This is a genomic window from Pacificispira spongiicola (assembly GCF_012926505.1).
Lineage (GTDB): Bacteria > Pseudomonadota > Alphaproteobacteria > UBA8366 > Aestuariispiraceae > Pacificispira > Pacificispira spongiicola.
In genome coordinates this window covers 184,697-203,493 of the sequence record NZ_JABBNT010000002.1, presented here as the reverse complement: position 1 = coordinate 203,493, position 18,797 = coordinate 184,697, and the positions used below count along the sequence as shown (strand labels likewise).

The following is an 18,797-nucleotide window of genomic DNA, read 5'->3' as shown; positions in this document are numbered from 1 at the left end:
CGTGGCGACATCTTGGCACGGATGGGCGTGCGGGGGAACGCTATCCCTTGCCAATCGCTGGACAGCGCCCTGTTTCCATAGAGTGTGAAATTTGGCGATTTTGTGAAAAAGGCCGAAATATCAATGGTTTTTGTTGTTCCGAGAACGGTCGTTCCCATCTAGTCACCCACGCCGCAAGTCGACCGGCAATGATGCCGCGTACGGCGATCTGTGGCGGGCATGGAAGAGGAGGATGGAATGAAACCGCTTCTGACTGCAGCGACCGTTGCTCTTGGCCTGGCCGCCGCGCCGATGGCCTTTGCCAGCGGGGAAACCAACCCGGACCGTCAGGCCTACGAGTCGCAGGTCCACCAGATGATCGAGGCCAAACAGGCCGAAATGAACGACGGCGACCTGAGCGACGACGCCAAGGCCGCCTGGGCGGAGGTTCAGGAAAGTTGGACCGAAATGACCGAAGCCGCCGACGAGAATTGGGAGGCCGCGAAGCAGGCGTTCCAGGAAAATTGGCAGGACTTCGAACAGGAATGGAAGGAAATGACGGACGGTAGTTCGTAACCGAACCCGTCCCTTCCCACCCTAGGTGTCGGCGCCCTGCGATATGCGGGGCGCCGATTGCCGTTTCCGACAGAAAAAAAGATGACAAACAAGACGCCGAAGAACCTGTCCGATCTTTTGGATGGGGTGGAGGACTGTCTTCAGTCCGATAGCTCCGGAACCGGGACTGACCAGAAGCCGACCGTCGGGGATGCACTCACCGCCTTTGGGCGGCGCAGCCACGGGCCGGTCCTGTTCCTCACGGGTTTCCTGGCGGCCGGGCCGATCGGGGCCATTCCCGGCGTGACGCTGGCGACCGCGCTTCTTTGCCTTGTGGTTGCGGGGCAGATGCTGTTGTCGCCCGGCGCGATCTGGCTGCCGAAGCGACTGACGGCGATCGAATTGACCCCGGAGAAGGGGCAGGCCGCGCTGCGCTGGGCCCGTCCGGTGGCGCGGACAGTGGATCGGTTGCTGAAACCGCGCTTATCGTTCCTGTTGGACCAGCCGTTTCTGCTAGGCGGCATTCTGTTGGCCGTCGGGATGTCGTTGTTGATGATCCCATTCGCTTTCGTGCCCTTCGCGGCAACGGTCCCGGCGCTGGCCATTGCCGCTTTCGGTCTCGCGCTGACCAGCGACGACGGGCTCCTCGCGCTCATCGCAGGGGCCGTCGCCGCCGGGGCGGTCGGTTTGGGCGTCTATCTGCTGAACGGCCTTTAGCCGAGGACGGAGAAGGTGCTGTCCTTGTTGATTTCCCGCAGACGGGAGAAGAAGCCGATATTCAGGTTCCGCCCGGTATAGGCCATGTGGAACTGAACCGGATCCTTGTCATGGTCGCGGCCCTTGCGTTCTGCATCGATCAGTTCCGCCATCATCTTACCGGCGACGGGGGCGTTCTTGTACTGGTTCCCGGAACTGCCGATCGCCATGTAAAAACCCGGTACGCAGGATTTGTCGTAGATCGGAATCCAGTCGTCGGCGACATCGTACAGTTCCGTCACGCCCTTCATCTGGCTGGGGATGCCCAGTGACGGGATACGTTGCGCCATGCGCAGCGCCTGGACCCGCCACTGTTCGGAGAAGTTCCGGTCCCAATCGTCCGGGTCGACCTCGATCTGGTGATCGCAGGGCGGATCTTCCGATCCGATCAGCAGGAAGTTGCCTTTCTCCGGCCTTGTATAGCAGCAGATATCGCTGTCCGACGTGACCCAGCCGTTTTCGTACCAGCCCTCAACCGGCATCGGGACATGGACAACCTCCTGCTTATAAGGGCGGGTGCCGACCTTCATGTCGTCCAGAGCGCCCGCCATGGCATTGACCTTGGCGGAATGCGGTCCGGCGACGTTGACGACGATCGGCGCGTCGATCCGGGTGCCGTCCTTCAGCGTTACGCCGGAAACGGAGCCATCTGCATTTTTATTGATTTCAACGATTTCCGCGTTGAACTTGAACTTTCCCCCCAGATTCTCAGCCGCCGCGCGCAGGTTCTGCGCGGACAGGGCCGGGTCGTTGATATAGCCGCCTTGTGGGAAGAAAAGCGCGCCGCCGACTTCGCCGCCGGTCGGTTCGCCGAACCCGTCGTCTTCCGGGCGTTTGGCGGGATGGTAGCAGCGCAGGTCGTAATGCGGCATCTTTTGACGGATGTCGTTATTCGTCCATTCTTCGTAGCTGACGCCGATTTCGTCGGCAATGTCCTTGGCGCGGGCCATATAGCCGTTGGCTTCGACCTTCATCACCATGGTGCCGCATTCGTGGAAGACGGCGATGTCGTCGCTGTCGTCCAGGCCCAGATAATCCTGCCAGTTTTTCCAGTAGAAATAGCCTTCATAGGCGAGGGCCGAGCCGTCGACGGTGGAATAATAGGTGCGGATGATCGCGCAGGAGCCGGAGGTGGAGCCGTAGCCCGCCGCCGGCAGCTTATCGATGTTCAGCGTTCTGTAGCCCTTGCGCGCCAGTTCCAGTCCGACCGCGCTGCCGATTACGCCCGCGCCGATCACGATGGCATCGTACTGTTCCGTCATAACGTCCCCATTCGTTCGATGATGTGCTGTTCGGTTATTTGTATGAACAATTCCAGCGGCACTATCGGGCGCGCCGTGCGAATGCTCAAGACCCGAATTTGTCGCGTATGGCGGCCAGGGCTTCGGGCGTGTCGAGGTCCACCAGAACGCCCGGATCGTCGACCTGAATTTCCGCGACTTCGTCGGGATAGGCGGCAATCAGGGATTTCGCGCCGCGATCCCCGGAAAGGTCCATGATCTCCGCGAAATAGCGTCGGGCGAACAGGACCGGATTGCCGCGTTGCCCGTTGTAAACCGGCACGCAGATGGACCGGCCTTCCGTCGGATCGAACCCAGCGATCAGACGGTTGACGGTATCGACCTTCAGGGTCGGCATATCGCCCAGGGCGAACAGCGCCCCGGTGGCCCAGCCGGGCAGGCGGGTCAGGCCGCGCTTCACCGATTCAGCCATGCCCTGATCGAACAGCGGATTGTCGATGCAATCGATATCCAGCCCGTCCAGAGCGGCTTTCACGCGGTCGGCGGCATTGCCGGTGACGGCCACGACGCCTTCCAGATCGGAGGCCAGCAGGATTTCGGCGGACCGCCGAACGACGGGGATACCGCCCAGGTCTTCCAACAGCTTGTTGCGCGGCGCCATGCGACGGGATAGGCCCGCCGCCAATAACAATCCCGCGATCCGGGGGCGTTCGGGCTGGCCGTCGTCGTCTTCTTGCGCGCGCGGCCGGGGCCGGGACGGAATTTCCTTCAGGAACCCGCCGACGCCCATGGCCATAATCGATTGCGGCGTCACGGGCAGGCCCGCGACGAGCCGCTCCATCACCCAGTCATAGCCGTTCGGTTTCGGGGACCGGACGCATCCCGGCGCGCCGATCACCGGAATAGACCCGATCCGGCCCAATAGCAGCAGGTTGCCGGGATCGACCGGCATGCCGAAATGGTCGATCGTGCCGCCGCAGCGTTCGATGGCTGCCGGAATGACGTCGCGACGGTCCACGATGGCGGACGCGCCGACGACCGTGATCGCGGCGGGTGCGGTCTCGGCGGCGCGGGACAAGGCATCCGCCAGCGCCGCTTCGGAATGGGCGCAGCGGTCAGGCGGTGCCAGGGTCGCCCCGAGGGCCGCCGCCCGCTGCTCCATGACACGGTCGGTCTTGTCCAGAACGGACGATTTCGTTCCGTCCAATACGGTCTGTATCAGGACCAGAGTGACGGGCCGGAACGGATGCACCGTGAACAACGGTTCCGTCGGCAAGGCAGATGCCAGGGCCTCCGCCGGGACGCCGAAGGGAATGATCTTCGCCGTTGCCGCCATCTGACGTGGCGCGACGCGGGAATAGGGGGGCAGGGCGGCCAGCGTGATACCTTCATTCACGCTGTTCAGCGCGTTCAACTGCGTCGGGTCGTACACCAGGATGCCGTCGGTATCCGCGATCAGATTGACCCGTCCGGTAAACGCCGCGCTTCTGGACAGGCCGGTTCCGGTCGCTGCCGCCGCCAGATCGGTCGCGGCCTTGTCCTCATGCACATCGTCGGATCCCAGGGTGCAGGCGATCACCGTATCGACACCGGCGTCGGTTAGCGCGGCAATGTCAGCGGCAGCCAATACGCGGCCCTTTTTCAGCGTCTTGCCGGGCAGGGTGACGGAATGGGCCAGGATCGACCCTTCCGCGTCCCGGCTGGGGATTTCGCCGAACCGCATCAGCCGCCTTTCGGTCCCCGCAGGGTCAGGGTGATTTTGGCCAGGATCGCCACGGCAATTTCGGCGGGGGAGACTGCCCCGATATTCATGCCGATCGGGCCGTCGATACGGGCGATGGCACCGTCGGACACACCGGAGTCTTTCAGACGGACGGCACGGGCAGCGGCGGTTTTCTTGCTGCCCAGCGCCCCGACATAGAAGGCGTCGGTCGCCAATGCGACCGCCAATGCCGGATCGTCCAATTTCGGATCGTGGGTCAGGGCCACCACCGCCGTCCGCCGGTCGGGGGCAAGGGATTGCATGGCTTCTTCCGGCCAGTCCTGAATGACGGCGATATCGGGGAATCGTTCCGCGCTGGCCCAGGCTCCGCGCGGATCGATGACGGTGACGCCGTATCCGGACAGGGTCGCCATGGGCGCCAGGACCTGGGCGATATGCACCGCCCCGACGATGATCAGACGCAGCGGCGGATTGAAGATTTGCAGGAAGACGCCATCCTCCGTTCCCGATTTATCGCGCCGCAGGGCGGTCTGTGCGGCGTCGGCAATCGCCGGGGTAACGGCCAGGTCGCCTGCGACCACGTCGCCATCGACGATCAACGCCTGCGCGCCGTCGGACAGGCGCGTCGCCACAACGGTCGGCTGCTTCGCCTGCCGTGCGGCCTCCAGGCGTTCCAGAAAGGCCCGTTTCATGCCTCAGGCCTCCAGCTTTTCGACGAAGACCTTCACGGTCCCGCCGCAGGCCAGACCGACTTCCCAGGCCATGGCATCGGACACGCCGAATTCCATCAGCTTCGGCACGCCGGTTTCCATCACATCCATGGCTTCGGTCACGACCGCGCCTTCGATACAGCCGCCGGACACGGACCCTTCGAATCCCGCATCCTCATTGACGACAAGCTGGCTGCCCGGCGGGCGGGGGGAGGAGCCCCAGGTCTCAACGACCGTCGCCAGGGCGACCTTCTTCCCCTGGTCTTGCCATTCCTTCGCCTGGGTCAGGGGATCGATTATCTCACTCATGCCGCCAGTTCCTTCCATTCCCGCAGATTTTGCCGTTGCGCGCCGTGGGTCAGGGCGTCCGCCAGCTTGGTGAGGCTGTCCAGATTGTGGATCGGCCGGAAACTGTCGACATGCCGGATCATCGCACGCGCGCCGCTCGCCTTCGGTTCGTAGCCGTCCCATCGCAGTAACGGGTTCAGCCAGATCAGCGACCGGCAGGACTTATGTAGGCGATCCATCTCCGCCTCCAACCCCGCCGCACCGTCCCGGTCCAGCCCATCGGAAATCAGTAATACGATAGGCCCCTGACTCAAGACACGCCGGGACCAGTCGCGGTTGAATTCCGCCAATGTGTGGCCGATCCGCGTGCCGCCCGCCCAATCCGCGACAAGGGTGGCACATTGATCGACGGCAACGTCCGGGTCCTTGCGCCGCATGGTGCGGGTCACGTTGGTCAGTCGCGTCCCGAACAGGAAACTGTGTACCCGGTCCCGGTCGTTGGTCAGCGCATGAATGAAATGCAGCATCATCCGGGCGTAGCGATCCATCGATCCCGAAATATCGCACAGCACGACCAGTGGCGGCACGCGACGGCGGCGCTTGCGCATCGACAGTTTGGCGATATCGCCGCCCGACCGCGCCGCGCGGCGTAAGGTTGCGCGCAAGTCGGTGCGGTGGCCTTTCGGGTCGGCATAGAAACGGCGGCTCGGCACCGGATGGAAGGCGAGGCGCAGGCGGCGAATGGCGCGGCGTGCTTCTTCCAGCTCCGCCGTCGTCATTTTCTCGAAGTCTTTTTCCGCCAAAACCTCGCTTTTCGACCAGGTCAGGCTGGCGTCGATGTCGAAGCTTTCTTCTTCATCCTCGCCGTCTGACCCGGCTTCTTCCGGCGGGCGTTCCTTGGCCAGGGCTTCCTGAAGGCGCGTCGCCATCTCGGGGCGTTCCGGCGGCTGTTCCCCCTTCATGGCGGGCAGCATCATCGCCATGGCCTTTTCCAGGAGGTTCGGATTGCGCCAGAAGAAATGAAACGCCTGATCGAACAATTCCCGCTGATCGCGCCGATTCACGAAGACGGCGTGCAGGGTCCAGTAGAAATCCTGCCGGTCGGCGACGCCAACGGCGGAGACCGCCTCCAACGCCTGCAGGACCTTGCCGGGACCGACGGGCAGGCCCGCCGCACGCAGCACGCGCGCAAAATGCATGATGTTTTCGGCCAGCCGTCCGCCGTCGACCTCGCCAAGGACGAGGTTGGGGGCCAAGTCAGGGGCGGGCGTGGCCGTTTTGTCGGTCATAGTGCGCCTGCTTCCGCCAATTCTATCTTCACTTCATCCAGGATGCGGGCGGCCTCCGACCCGCGCAGCTTGGCGATATCGTCCTGGTATTTCAGCAACGCGCCCAGCGTGTCGTTGATCGTATCGGGGTCGAGGGCCAGCCGGTCCAACTGCGTCAATGCCTGGGCCCAGTCGATGGTCTCCGCCACGCCGGGCAGTTTGAACAGGTCCAGCGTGCGGATTTTCTGAACAAAGGCGACGATCTGGCGGCTCAGGGCCTCCGGCGCTTCGGGCGCCTTCACCTTGAGGATCTCCAATTCGCGCGATGCGTCAGGATAATCGACCCAGTAGTAGAAGCAGCGCCGCTTGATCGCGTCGTGGATTTCGCGCGTTCGGTTCGACGTCAGCACCACCAGCGGCGGTTCCTCCGCCTTTACCGTGCCGAATTCGGGGACCGTCACTTGGAAATCGGATAGGACTTCCAGCAGGAAGGCCTCGAACGGTTCGTCGGTTCGGTCCAATTCGTCGATCAGCAACACCGGCGCACGGCCTGCCGTCGAGGTTTCCAGGGCTTGGAGGATCGGACGCTTGATCAGGAAGCGTTCGGAAAACAAATCGCTTTCCAGGGCAAGGCGATCCGCGCCGCCGGTCGCTTCCGTCAGGCGGATTTCCATCATCTGCCGAGCATAATTCCATTCGTAGACCGCGGAGGCGATGTCGAGGCCCTCATAACATTGCAAACGGATCAGCGGTCGGCCCAGAGTCTGGGACAGGACTTTCGCGATTTCCGTCTTGCCGGTACCGGCTTCCCCTTCCAGGAACAGCGGTCGGTGCAGTTTCAAGGACAGAAACAGGGCCGTCGCCAGAGAACGGTCGGCGACGTAGCGTCCCTGCGACAGCAGGGTCAGGGTATCTTCGACGGATTGCGGCAGCACGCTTGCGGACGACATGGAATCTCCCCGAAACCTGTTATGATTATGGCGATACGCCCATGACGATATAGCAGTCGGCGGGCTGCCCTCAACCCGCCTGTCGGCCTATCGGTCAGGAGAAACAGGTGGGGACGGGGCTTACTTCTGGGTCCAGCCGGATGGGGTCAGGAACCACCAGCCCTTCGGCGCCTTGTCGAAGATCGCCTTCGCGTAGACTTCCTGAATGGTCATGATATCGACGTTCTGTTCCGCCGCCTTGGCCTGATAATAAGCCTGTCGCTTGGCATTGATCGTCTGGACAAGGGATTGAACGGAACTGTCGGCGCCGTCCCGAACAACGGCATACCCGTCGAAGCGTTCCCCGACGATCCCCGCGGATCGCGGACCGTCCAGCGAATCCGCGGCCATGGCCGGAAGGCCCGTCACCGACACGGTGAACAGGGCGGCGAGGGCCAGAAAGGCGCGGCGGGTGCGGGAAAATCGGCCCGGACTGGAAAATCGGCCAGAGTTAGAAAATCGGATTATCTTCGACATCATCCTTGGCCTCTTCAATAAGCCGCAGGCGCACATCGGCGTCCAGCTTCACGTTCAGATTGATGGTGATCGGTTCCTGCGGGGTTTCCACCTTCACGGTCGGCGTGCAGGCGCCCAACGCTGCCAGCAACCCGCCCGCGAAGGCCAATATCAGGAAACTCCGTGCCGGATTGTGCACCGTGTCTATCCTCTTGTTTCGATGCGATCAGTTTAGGGGGGAAATGGTGGCGCGAAAAGGGCGACTTAAGGGGAATTTTGCCCGAATGAGCGGGCCAGTTTCCCGGAAAGCGAAAGTATTTGTTTAAGTATATCGAATAAATTATGGAAATCGCTTTCAATATTCACATTCAATTTGAATGGGTGTCCATCCAGAACGGCGGGGTTCCTACCGCTCAACCTTAGCCCGATCCGCCCGTCGCCGTTCGGTGGCAGGTCCAATTCCGCCCCCAATTCGTCATACTGGAAATCCTTCAGGACATCGACCAGCAATTGGACCGCTTGCTGATCGCTGGCGAGGGCCTGATTGACGGTATCGTTGTCGATGGAAAGGGCGCCATCCCCTTCCGCGGCCAGCGTACCGGCTTTGATGACCGCGTCATTGGCGCTGACATGGATCGGGATCGCGCCGGAAACCATGCCGGTCCCGGACACGCCCTGGACCGATAGCGCGGCGAGGGACTGGGACAGGTCCATGCGCCGAACCCGCACCGTCCCGTCCAGCGATGGGCCCGCCGGGTCGAACCGGCCGCCGACCAGCGCCAATTCACCGGAAAAAAGCGCCAGGGTGAATGTGTCGATAGACGCGGTGCCGTCCGGTGCAACGCTGAAACGGCCGGTCATGGGCAGGGTGCCCAATCCCGGAAGGATCAGCGACCCCTTTAGGGATTGCGACCCGCGCGTCGCGGGCAGACTGTCTGCCTGGAAGGCCAGTGTTCCGTTCAACCGCGACACGGTTGCTTCGGGCAGGCCGATGCCCAAATCGTTGAGGGTCAGTTGCAAGTCGCCGTCCGACCGGTAGGCGGCGGTAACAATGCCGGAAATCGTCGGGGCGATGCCCAAATCGTCGCGCATCGCCTGAGGCAGGATGTCGGCATAGGTCAAACCGCCGGGGCCGAAGGCGATCGGATCGGTTTCTACCGCCAGGACACCGTCCCGCCGGTCGACGGCGATATGCACCCGGCCATCCGCCAAGGTGGCGGGACCGGACAGCGATCCGTCCCTGTCGAAGGCGAATTGGGCGGTCACGCGGCCCGGCAATACCGGATCGCCCTGAACGGCGATACCCGATCCGGAAAGGGACAAGGTGCCGATCCCTTGCGATTCCTCGACCCGAATGGCAGCGCGGGTCAGGGATACGCCGGTTTTCAGGTCCCGGATATCCGCCGGTCCCGCCGCCAGGACGATGCCGTCTGGGCTGTAGTTCAGGGATACCGGATGACGCGATATGGCCAGGGCCGGACCGCCGTTCGGCAGGGCGACACTGGTTTCCCCCAAACGGGCGGATGCGGTCAGACTCATCGTTCCAACGGGATCGTCGGTGGCAAAGCTCAGCCGCGCCGGGTCGCGGCCTGCGATATCGACCCGCAGACGCGGCGACAAGCGGATATCGCCTGTTCCGGTCAGACCGTCGATCCGGGCCGATGTACCGGGGTCGAATGCGATATCGATCCGCTCCCCCGACAGGGACAGAGTTCCGGCAGCCTCCAACTCGGCCGTGCGGACCCAGATCGGCTTTATGACGTCACCATGCAATACCGCTTCCAATTGATAGGGGAATGTCAGGTCCGGTAAGGCGGATTGCGTCGTCAGATCGATATCGCCGGAACCGAGCGTCAGATGCAGTTCGACGTCGCGCGGCAGGGACAGCCCCCGGATCGCATCCAGACTGGCGGAGTCGATCGATAGCGCGGTCGCGTTTCCGGTCCTGTCCAGGTCGATGCGGCTGGGTGTGACTGACACGGCGATCGGCCCGACACTTCCGTCGAGGGTGCCGTTCAGGGCAATTCCCCAGCCGCCTGCCGTATTGGGACGGAACACGGCGACGGGGATATCCGAGTGCCCGGAAAACGCGACTTGCACCGCACTGTCCGCGAAGTCCGCGAAGGCGTCGGGCAATAGATTTCGAATGTTTGCGGGCAAACCGTCCGCGCGGGCCTCCATCCCGGTCAGGCGGTCGACAACCGCTTGCCCGCCGCCCAGGGACAACGTGGCGCTCCCCGGTTGTACCGCAATGTCGGGCATGTCGCGAAGGGACAGGGTTATGCCTGTCCAGGTGACATCCGCCTGACCGGTCAAGGCGGCGAGCAGACTGTCCGGCGTGGCGATTTCCTGCGGGAGCAGGCCTTCGAAATCTACCGAGCCGGTGGCGCGTCCATCGATCGCCGTGACGCCGGGCAGGAAGCGTCCCCAATGAGATAGGGACAGATCAACCGCGCCCTGGGCCGAAAGCCGATCGCCCGCCAGGCCGATATCGAAGCTGATCGCGCTGTCGCTGTCGGATGCTTCCAGTCCGATGGCGGCGGTCAACGGAAACAGGTCCGGCGCAGCCTGGAACGCCACCCGGATATTGCCGGTCACACGGTCCCGACCGACGGGCGTGTCCGCCAGGATATCGATATCCGACAATGTCAGCGCGGAAAACGGGACGGCGAGAGTTTGTGCTGTGTCGTCCGACTTTCCATTGAGCAGATTTTCAAGGCCGGGAAGCGAAACGGTCCCGTCCGGCGCGACAACGACATGCGCCGTCAACCCTTCCACGGTTACGGAATCAAGCCGGTCGTCCCGCCGCGTCAGGATGAGGCGATCCGCCGCCGGGCCATTCTGCACGGACAGGTCCGCAATTTCGATCCGGTCGGCGTTGAGACTGGAAACGGTCAGGGTCACCGGTTGGTCGATCAGAGTCGACGCGATCGGGGGGAGAAGCGCATTCGTCAACGGGATGCGGGTCGCCCATGCCAGACCGGCCAGGAAGATCATGACGGCCAGAAAGGCCGCGACATGTTGAACCGCACCGATCCACAAGTAGGACCGATCCGGTGGCGGCAGTTCAGGCTCCACCAGTCGCGTGTTTGCGCTCAAGTCGGACATTGTCATTCCGACGGTGCGCCGATCCGGCAACCGGCATCCAGGCAGGCGCGCAGGGCCGCATCGAAATCGTCGCCGGGGTCATATCCCAGTGCCCGCAGATAGTCCGGTATCCGGTCGCTGTGCCCTGCCAGATCCCGATAGAGGGCGAGGGCGTCTTCGGTCCGTCCAGCCTCTGCCAGGGCGGCGGCCTGGATCAGTTGGTCGGCGGAGGAAATGGCGGTCCGTTCGGATAAAAGGTCCAGGGCGCGCATGCCGTCGCGCAACGCGGGATCCGGGGCGGTGGATAATATCCAGGCCAGTGTCGTTCGGGCGTCTTCATTCGCAGGATCGTATCCCAGCGCGGTTTCCAGATCGGCAATGGCCTGGACGTATTCCTTATGGGCGTAAAGGGCGATCCCGCGTTTCGCATAAGGTTCCGACGAGAGCGGGTTCAGGCCCGCCGCGACGGTGAAGTCCGAGATCGCGCGATAGCGTTCCCCAATTTTCAATAAGGTATCCCCCCGCAGGATATAGGCCGCATAGAAATAGGGATCGTAGTCCAATGCGGTGTCAAGATCGCCCAAGGCGTCCGTGGGGCGACCTTGGGCGGCCAGAGCGTCCGCACGGTTCAGGTGGGCCGTGGCATAGTCCGACAATTCCGTCAGGAAGGCTTCGTCAATCAGGCGGGTGCAGGCGGCGATCCGATCTTCCGGTGTGGCCGTCCGTTCGGCGCAGGTCAGCGTCAACGTGTCCAAATCGGCGGTTTGGGCAACGGCGTTGCCTTGTACTGACAGAGCTGTGGCGGCGCAAAAAGCCGCCTGAATTGTCCGAATTGTTCTGGACCGCCCCATCGTCCCGCCGATTTCCCCGCCGATTTCCCGTCTTCATTCAGGACAGTGTGCCGAAAAGAAAGGGGCCCCGCCACCGTTTCGGAAGCGAGGCCCTTAAAGGAGTGAGGCTGTTGCCGGGATTTATCCGGCGGACGCCAAGGCGCGTTTGGCCATGACGCCGATCAGGTGTTTCCGATAGGCCGGGGAGGCATGGATATCGCCGTTCAACTCGCCTTCATCGATGGAGGCGCTGTTCGGTTCCTGCCCGGATGCGATTTGGCCTTCGATATCGGATGCCCGGAACACGCCGCCCTGACCCGCACCGGTCACCGCGACGCGCGGTCCGGCGGCGGTCTTGGCAACGAAGACGCCGACAAGCGCATAACGGGAGGCCGGGTTGTCGAATTTGGCATAACCGGCGGCCTGCGGAATCGGGAAGCGAACGGCGGTGATGATCTCGTCATCGTCCAAGGCCGTTTCGAACATGCCTTGGAAATAGTCGTCCGCCGCGATTTCCCGTTTGGTCGTGACCACGGTCGCGCCCAAGCCCAGAACTGCCGCCGGATAATCCGCCGCCGGGTCGTTATTGGCCAGGGACCCACCGAGCGTGCCGCGATTGCGGACCTGCGGATCGCCGATGCCACCGGCAAGCGCCGACAGGGCGGGGATCGCCTTCGCGACCTCCGTCGAGGCGGCGACCGCGCCGTGGGTAGTCATGGCCCCGATGGTCAGCGTCGACCCGTCGGATGAAATCCCGACGAGATCCCGGCATCCCTTCAGGGAGATCAGGTCGCTGGGCATCGCCAAACGCTGCTTCATGGTCGGCAGCAAGGTCTGACCTCCGGCCAGGATCTTGCCGTCCTCCGCCGCGCCGAGGGCGCTTGCCGCGTCGGCGGCGCTGGCCGGGGATTGGAAGGAAAAGTCGTACATCTGTTTCTTCCTTTTCTTTCTCGCGTACCGTTACTCGGCGGCCGCGGGCATCTGGGCGTTCTGGATGGCTTGCCAGACCTTATGCGACGTCGCGGGCATGGAGATGTCGGTCACCCCCTTATCCGCCAACGCGTCCAGCACGGCATTGATGACGGCGGGCGGCGAGCCGATGGCCCCAACTTCCCCGCAGCCTTTCACCCCCAGCGAATTATGGGCGCACAGCGTGCTTTCCGTCGTCGCCTGGAAGCCCGGGAAGTTATCGGCCCTGGGCATGCAGTAATCCATGAAGGAGCCGGACAGAAGCTGGCCGTTTTCGTCGTATTCGCAGTTTTCCAGCAGGGCTTGCCCGATGCCTTGGGCGAGACCACCGTGAATCTGGCCTTCCACAATCATCGGGTTGATGACCCGTCCGACATCGTCCACCGCCGTCATATTGACGACCTTGGTAACGCCGGTATCGGGATCGATTTCGACCTCGCAGATATGACACCCGCCCGGATAGGTGAAGTTCATCGGATCGTAGAAGGCGTTTTCCTCCAGACCCGGCTCCAGCGTTTCGTGCGGGTAGTTGTGCGGAACGTAGGCCGTCAGCGCGACCGTGCCGAAATCGACTTCCTTGTCGGTCCCGGCAACGGTGAACTTGCCGTCCTTGAATTCCACGTCTTCCGCCGATGCTTCCATCAGATGGGCGGCGATCTTGCTGGCCTTGTCCACGACCTTGCCCAGCGCCTTCATGATGGCTTCCCCGCCGACCGCGAGCGACCGCGAGCCGTAGGTCCCCATGCCGAAGGCGATGCGGTTGGTATCGCCGTGATCGATATTCACGTTTTCGATCGGGATACCCAAGGTTTCGGACACCAATTGCGCGAAGGTCGTCTCGTGCCCCTGACCGTGGCTGTGCGACCCGGTATAGATCGACACCGATCCGGTCGGATGCACGCGGACATTGGCGGATTCGAACAGGCCCGCACGGGCGCCCAGCGACCCGACCACCGCCGACGGCGCGATGCCGCAGGCTTCCAAATAGGTCGAAATGCCGATGCCCCGAAGTTTTCCGCGACCGGCGGCTTCCGCCTTGCGAGCGGCGAAACCGTTCCAGTCGGCCAGTTCCATGGCTTTCTTCAAGGTCGCTTCATAGTCGCCGCTGTCATATTGCAGGGCGACCGGCGTCTGGTAGGGGAAGGCGTCCGCCGGGATGAAGTTCTTGCGGCGGATTTCCACCTGATCCATGCCCAGTTCGCGCGCCGCCTTGGAGACGAGGCGTTCCAGAAGATAGGTGGCTTCCGGGCGGCCCGCGCCGCGATAGGCGTCGACCGGCACCGTGTTGGTGAAGATCGACTTCACATTCGCATAGACCTTGGGCGTCGTGTAGACCCCGGCCAACAGCGTGGCGTAGAGATAGGTCGGCACGCATGTGGAGAAGGTCGACAGATAGGCGCCCAGATTGGCCTTGGTATAGACCTTCAGTCCCAGGAACTTACCCGACGCGTCCAACGCCAGATCGGCATGGGTGACATGGTCGCGGCCATGCGCGTCCGAAACGAAGCTTTCGGACCGTTCCGCCGTCCATTTGATCGGGCGGCGGACCTTTTCCGACGCCCAGGTGACGATGGCTTCTTCCGCATAGTGATAAATCTTGGAGCCGAAACCGCCGCCGACATCCGGCGCGACGACGCGCAGCTTGTGTTCCGGCAGTTGCAGGACGAAGGCCCCCATCAGCAGCCGGATCACATGCGGGTTCTGGCTGGTGGTGTAGAGCGTATATTCGCCCGTTCCCTTGTTGTAGTCGCCGATGGCCGCACGCGGTTCCATCGCATTGGGGACAAGGCGGTTGTTGGTGACGTCGATGGAAACGACATGCGCGGCTCCCTTGAATGCCGCGTCGGTTTCCGCCTCGTCACCGATTTCCCAGTCGTAGCACATATTGCCTGGCGCAAGGTCGTCGTGAACCAGCGGCGCGCCCGGTGCGATGGCGGCATCGACCGTCGTTACGGCGGGCAGTTCTTCCAGGTCCAGGACAATACGTTCGGCGGCATCTTTTGCCTGGGCATAGGTTTCGGCGATGACGACGGCGATCTGATCGCCGACATAGCGAACCTTGCCTTGCGCCAGCGGCGGGTGCGGCGGTTCGTTCATCGGGCTGCCGTCCTTGTTGTTGACGGCCCAGCCGCAGGGCAGGGAGCCGACCTGCATATCCTCGCCGGTGAAGATGGCCAGCACGCCCGGCGCGGATTTCGCGTCGGCGGTGTCGATCTTCTTGATCTTCGCATGCGCATGGCTGCTGCGCAGGATATAGGCGTAGGTCTGGCCCGGTTGATTGATATCGTCGGTGTAGTTGCCGCGCCCAGTCAGAAAGCGGAAATCTTCCTTCCGTTTTACTGAGGCGCCGATTCCGGTGGCACTCATGGCGTTTCTCCCAGATGAAATCCCTGAACCGCGCACTGCCGTTGTTTTTATGTCGGTCCCGCGCGGGCGGCCCTATGGCCGTACTGTCGACGGTAAGTCCAAGCGGTTACGCTGGGCGGTGAAATCGGGCGGTTATTCCGCGGCCGCTTTCTGGCCCCGCATCGCGGCGGCGCCGGCAGCGATCGACTTCACGATGTTATGGTATCCGGTGCAGCGACAGATATTGCCTTCCAGCCAGTCGCGGATTTCGCTGTCCGTCGGATTCGGGTTCCGATCGACAAGGTCGATGGCGCTCATCACCATGCCGGGGGTACAGAATCCGCATTGCAGACCGTGATTGTCGCGGAAAGCTTCCTGCATCGGGTGCAGGGTATCGCCGTCCATGGCCAGACCTTCGATGGTCGTCACGTCGGCACCGTCGGCTTCCACCGCCAGCATGGTGCAGGACTTCACGGAACTGCCATTCACATGGACGACGCAGGCGCCGCACTGGCTGGTGTCGCAGCCGATATGGGTGCCGGTCAGTTCAAGATTTTCTCGGATAAATTGGGCCAGCAGGGTGCGGGCTTCTACTTCGCCGCTTACCTGCTTGCCGTTGACCGTCATGGAAACGGTTGGCATGCGGTATTCCTCCCTATGTGTTCCGGCTCCGGATCGAGCCGCGCCGCATCCTCAATGGAACGCGCTTGGCAGAGAGTTTGCGACCGCTGCCTATCGCGGTCAAGGGGCGGTGAGAGGGAATATCGTTAAAGCTGTATGAAAGCGCCGCCGGAAACGTCTTCAATCCGACGGTGCAGACCGTCAACCGTTGAAGATCAGGGTCAGCCCCAGCAGTGCGATGATCAGAATGATGATCCAGTAGGTCGGGGAAAACCCTTTGCGTTTCGCGCCGGTTTTGCGGGCGGCCTCCGTCGCCGCGCGGGTGGCGTCCTCGCGGATTTTGTCTTCGTTTGCCGCCGGTGCTTCTACCGGGGCCGGTTCCACTCCGCTTTCCGGCGCCGGGGTAGGGGCTGCCGCTGACGGTTCTGGCGCTGCTTGTTCCGTCTGGTCTTCCGTCTGGGCACCGCCCGCGCGGGACTGCACGATCTCCGCGAAGGTCGCGAAGAAGTCGGTCGCGTATTTCTTCGCCGTGGAATCGACCAGACGCGCGCCGATCTGGGCCAGCTTGCCGCCGACCTGGGCCTTCACTTCATAATTCAGGATCGTTTCATCGCCGTCTTCGGTCAGCTTCACATCGGCGCCGCCCTTGGCGAAACCCGCCGCGCCGCCTTTGCCTTCACCGGCGATGGTGTAGCTTTCGGGCGGATTGACGTTTTCCAGCCGCACCGCGCCTTTAAACGTCGCGCTGACCGGTCCGACCTTCGCCTTCACGCTGGCTTCGAAACCGCCGTCTTCCGTCCGCGTCAGTTCCTGGCAGCCGGGAATGCAGGCTTTCAGGACCTCGGGATCGTTCAGCGCCTCCCAGACCGTTTCGCGTTTCGCCGGAATCCGGTATTCGCCCTGCATGTCCATGGAAAGCCTCCCGTGTCTGGTGTGCGTTTGGTTAAGCAAGGGGACACCGGTCCCCGAACCTGTAATTTGGCATTGGCTTTGCTATACCAAGGATAGCGCGCATTGCAAATCAAGGGATAGAGTTCGGATATGACGGTACCGGTGGTAAAATCGACCTTGGATGTGGCCCTGTGGTTCTTCGATCAGGGACGGCGGGAGGATTTGCACGTCCCGGCGCAGAAGCTTCAGCGCCTGCTGTGGATCGCCCAAGCGCTTTATGCCGCCGAGACCCATGGCCGGATGCTGATGCCCGCCGTTTTTATCGCCGAAGAAACCGGCCCCACGGAACCGACCGTCTTTCACATATTCGAAGACAGCCGCCCGCCCATCGCGATTAACAAGATGGTGCCGGAGGCAGAGAATTTCCTGCATCGAATCTGGCGGAAATACGGGCACCATTCGGCGGAATATCTGAACCGCATGATGGCGCATAGCGACGTCTATCGCCGGGCCTGGCGTAAGGAACCCGGAACCGTTATCCCGTTTAACGCCATCGTCGATCACTTTACCAAAAAGCCGTCCGCCGACAGTCAGGTGAAGACCCAGGACGGCCGTATCCTGCGCAAATGGGTGCCGACGGCAAAGCCGGTTGCCCGTCGCGGGTAAACTGGCGCGGGTAAACGGCCGGGGCCGCCGTCTAGTATCTGGCAATCGGCCCCTTTTTCACGCTAGGGTCGGGCAAGACAGAAAAACGTTAGGAACGGGGAGCCGGCAATGACCGGTGTGTTTGGGTCCATTGCGGCGCTGTTAGCCAGCATCATGCTGCTGTATGGCGGCAATACCTTGATGAGCACCTTGCTGCCCATTCGGGCGGGCCAGGAAGGATTCGACGCGATTTTCGTCGGGGCCATGGGGACCGGTTATTATATCGGCTTTATCCTGGGCTGTCAGGCGACCCCGTGGCTGGTTCGCCGTGTCGGACATATCCGTGCCTTCGGGGCCATGGCGGCGGTTACGACGACGGTGACGCTGGGCTTTATTCTGTTCTTCGACCCGGTCGCCTGGGTCGTTTTGCGTTTTTCCTACGGGTTGATGAGCGCCGGCATGTTGATGGTCGCCGAAGGCTGGTTGAATGAGCGGGCTGGGGCGGGCGGGCGTGGGCGGATCCTGGCGATCTATACCCTGTGCTACATCGCCGCGCAGGTGGCCAGTCAGCAGGTCTTCCTTGTTATCCCGGCGAAGGAAATCACACTGTTCCTAGTGGCGGCCATGGCGGTCTGCCTGTCGCTGGTGCCGATTGCGATCACGACATCGCCGTCACCGACACCCCTGCGTACCGCGAAGCTGGATTTAAGGAATCTTTATGCGACATCCCCGGTGGCCACGATCGGTTGTCTGGGGGTCGGACTGGCGAATGGCGCCTTCTGGAGCCTGTCGCCGCTATTCGCGCAAGGGATCGGGCTGTCCACCGAAACCGTCGGGATGTTGATCAGCGCGGTGATTTTGGGGAATGCCGTTCTGCAATGGCCTGTCGGATTGCTGTCCGACCGGGTCGACCGTCGTATTCCGGTGCTTGTGTGTTTCTTTGGGGCCAGTGTGCTCGGGGTGGCGCTGTCGTTCAGCGTTGGCGTGTGGACTATTCTGGGGTTGGCCGCCGTTTATGGGGCCTTCGCGCAGTCGATTTACGCCATATTGGTGGCGCATGCGGGCGACCGGGCCCAGCCGGAAGATTTCGTATCGATCAGCGGCGGATTGCTGTTGCTCTATGGGATCGGCGCCTTGATCGGGGCCATGCCCGCATCGACGATGATGAGCCTGTTGGGTCATCAGGCCCTGTTTTGGTGGACGGCGGCGGTGCATGGCGGCATCGGGTTGTTCATCCTGTGGCGCATGCGCGCCCGTCCGCAAAGGGCAGAGCCGACGCCGGAAGGGTTCCAGCCTGTCCCGAAGAGCACGCCTGTCGTATTCGAAATCGACCCGCGTGCCGATGCGGCGGAATCGGCGGAGCCGGAATCCGAGGCCCGCGTTCCTTGATCTTGCCGCGATGCGCGATTAGACAGCAATGGTGACACTTCGCGATAACCCCGG

Annotated in this window: 18 protein-coding genes; 4 read left to right on the top strand and 14 right to left on the bottom strand. The window is 62.6% G+C overall.

The features are described 5' to 3' along the window. Positions 1-237 precede the first annotated feature (237 nt). Positions 238-555, top strand: a complete 318-nt coding sequence (locus tag HH303_RS06195) for a hypothetical protein (protein WP_169624368.1) — start codon at positions 238-240, stop codon at positions 553-555. A gap of 81 nt (positions 556-636) precedes the next feature. Continuing rightward, positions 637-1,251, top strand: a complete 615-nt coding sequence (locus HH303_RS06190) for an exopolysaccharide biosynthesis protein (protein ID WP_169624367.1) — start codon at positions 637-639, stop codon at positions 1,249-1,251. On the opposite strand, the gene HH303_RS06185 is transcribed toward HH303_RS06190, so the two are convergent. From HH303_RS06185 to HH303_RS06120, 14 genes are all read right to left on the bottom strand, one after another. Continuing rightward, positions 1,248-2,552: an NAD(P)/FAD-dependent oxidoreductase gene (locus tag HH303_RS06185; RefSeq protein WP_169624366.1), complete on the bottom strand. Its 1,305-nt coding sequence runs from the start codon at positions 2,550-2,552 to the stop codon at positions 1,248-1,250. The two genes, HH303_RS06190 and HH303_RS06185, sit on opposite strands and share 4 nt — an antisense overlap. Before the next feature lie 85 nt (positions 2,553-2,637). Next, complete coding sequence (locus HH303_RS06180; RefSeq protein ID WP_169624365.1) at positions 2,638-4,254, bottom strand: NTP transferase domain-containing protein; 1,617 nt, start codon at positions 4,252-4,254, stop codon at positions 2,638-2,640. Further along, on the bottom strand, positions 4,254-4,946 hold the full coding sequence (locus tag HH303_RS06175; RefSeq protein WP_169624364.1) for an XdhC family protein: 693 nt from the start codon (positions 4,944-4,946) through the stop codon (positions 4,254-4,256). The genes HH303_RS06180 and HH303_RS06175 overlap by 1 nt, the downstream gene beginning before the upstream one ends. Positions 4,947-4,949: 3 nt before the next feature. Continuing rightward, positions 4,950-5,273 (bottom strand): XdhC family protein, encoded by a 324-nt coding sequence (locus HH303_RS06170; protein WP_169624363.1) that lies wholly within the window; start codon positions 5,271-5,273, stop codon positions 4,950-4,952. After that, the gene (locus tag HH303_RS06165; protein ID WP_169624362.1) at positions 5,270-6,541 is read right to left on the bottom strand and encodes a vWA domain-containing protein; all 1,272 of its coding nucleotides are present in this window, start codon (positions 6,539-6,541) and stop codon (positions 5,270-5,272) included. The genes HH303_RS06170 and HH303_RS06165 overlap by 4 nt, the downstream gene beginning before the upstream one ends. After that, the gene (locus HH303_RS06160) at positions 6,538-7,470 is read right to left on the bottom strand and encodes an AAA family ATPase (protein WP_169624361.1); all 933 of its coding nucleotides are present in this window, start codon (positions 7,468-7,470) and stop codon (positions 6,538-6,540) included. Before HH303_RS06160 ends, HH303_RS06165 begins: the two co-directional genes overlap by 4 nt. Before the next feature lie 120 nt (positions 7,471-7,590). Further along, on the bottom strand, positions 7,591-7,989 hold the full coding sequence (locus tag HH303_RS06155; protein ID WP_227421602.1) for a YdbL family protein: 399 nt from the start codon (positions 7,987-7,989) through the stop codon (positions 7,591-7,593). Further along, a complete protein-coding gene (locus tag HH303_RS06150; protein ID WP_319637325.1) occupies positions 7,961-8,164 on the bottom strand; it encodes a YnbE family lipoprotein in 204 nt (67 codons plus the stop codon). Before HH303_RS06150 ends, HH303_RS06155 begins: the two co-directional genes overlap by 29 nt. 65 nt (positions 8,165-8,229) lie before the next feature. Beyond that, positions 8,230-11,073 carry an intermembrane phospholipid transport protein YdbH family protein gene (locus HH303_RS06145; protein ID WP_169624360.1) on the bottom strand — a complete coding sequence of 948 codons (2,844 nt, stop codon included), beginning with the start codon at positions 11,071-11,073 and terminating at the stop codon, positions 8,230-8,232. Positions 11,074-11,075: 2 nt separating this feature from the next. Continuing rightward, complete coding sequence (locus HH303_RS06140; protein ID WP_169624359.1) at positions 11,076-11,903, bottom strand: tetratricopeptide repeat protein; 828 nt, start codon at positions 11,901-11,903, stop codon at positions 11,076-11,078. 120 nt (positions 11,904-12,023) lie between these two features. After that, the gene (locus HH303_RS06135; RefSeq protein ID WP_169624358.1) at positions 12,024-12,812 is read right to left on the bottom strand and encodes an FAD binding domain-containing protein; all 789 of its coding nucleotides are present in this window, start codon (positions 12,810-12,812) and stop codon (positions 12,024-12,026) included. Positions 12,813-12,842: 30 nt separating this feature from the next. After that, positions 12,843-15,218, bottom strand: coding sequence for a xanthine dehydrogenase family protein molybdopterin-binding subunit (locus HH303_RS06130; protein ID WP_169624357.1), 2,376 nt, complete (start codon positions 15,216-15,218; stop codon positions 12,843-12,845). A 132-nt stretch (positions 15,219-15,350) separates the two neighbouring features. Then, complete coding sequence (locus tag HH303_RS06125) at positions 15,351-15,839, bottom strand: (2Fe-2S)-binding protein (protein WP_169624356.1); 489 nt, start codon at positions 15,837-15,839, stop codon at positions 15,351-15,353. Positions 15,840-16,019: 180 nt separating this feature from the next. Next, positions 16,020-16,730 carry a CoxG family protein gene (locus HH303_RS06120; protein WP_169624355.1) on the bottom strand — a complete coding sequence of 237 codons (711 nt, stop codon included), beginning with the start codon at positions 16,728-16,730 and terminating at the stop codon, positions 16,020-16,022. 129 nt (positions 16,731-16,859) lie between these two features. Between HH303_RS06120 and HH303_RS06115 the strand changes: the two genes are divergently transcribed. Next, positions 16,860-17,375, top strand: coding sequence for a Panacea domain-containing protein (locus tag HH303_RS06115; RefSeq protein ID WP_169624354.1), 516 nt, complete (start codon positions 16,860-16,862; stop codon positions 17,373-17,375). 108 nt (positions 17,376-17,483) lie between these two features. Continuing rightward, positions 17,484-18,743: an MFS transporter gene (locus tag HH303_RS06110; RefSeq protein ID WP_169624353.1), complete on the top strand. Its 1,260-nt coding sequence runs from the start codon at positions 17,484-17,486 to the stop codon at positions 18,741-18,743. The last annotated feature ends 54 nt before the right edge of the window (positions 18,744-18,797 follow it).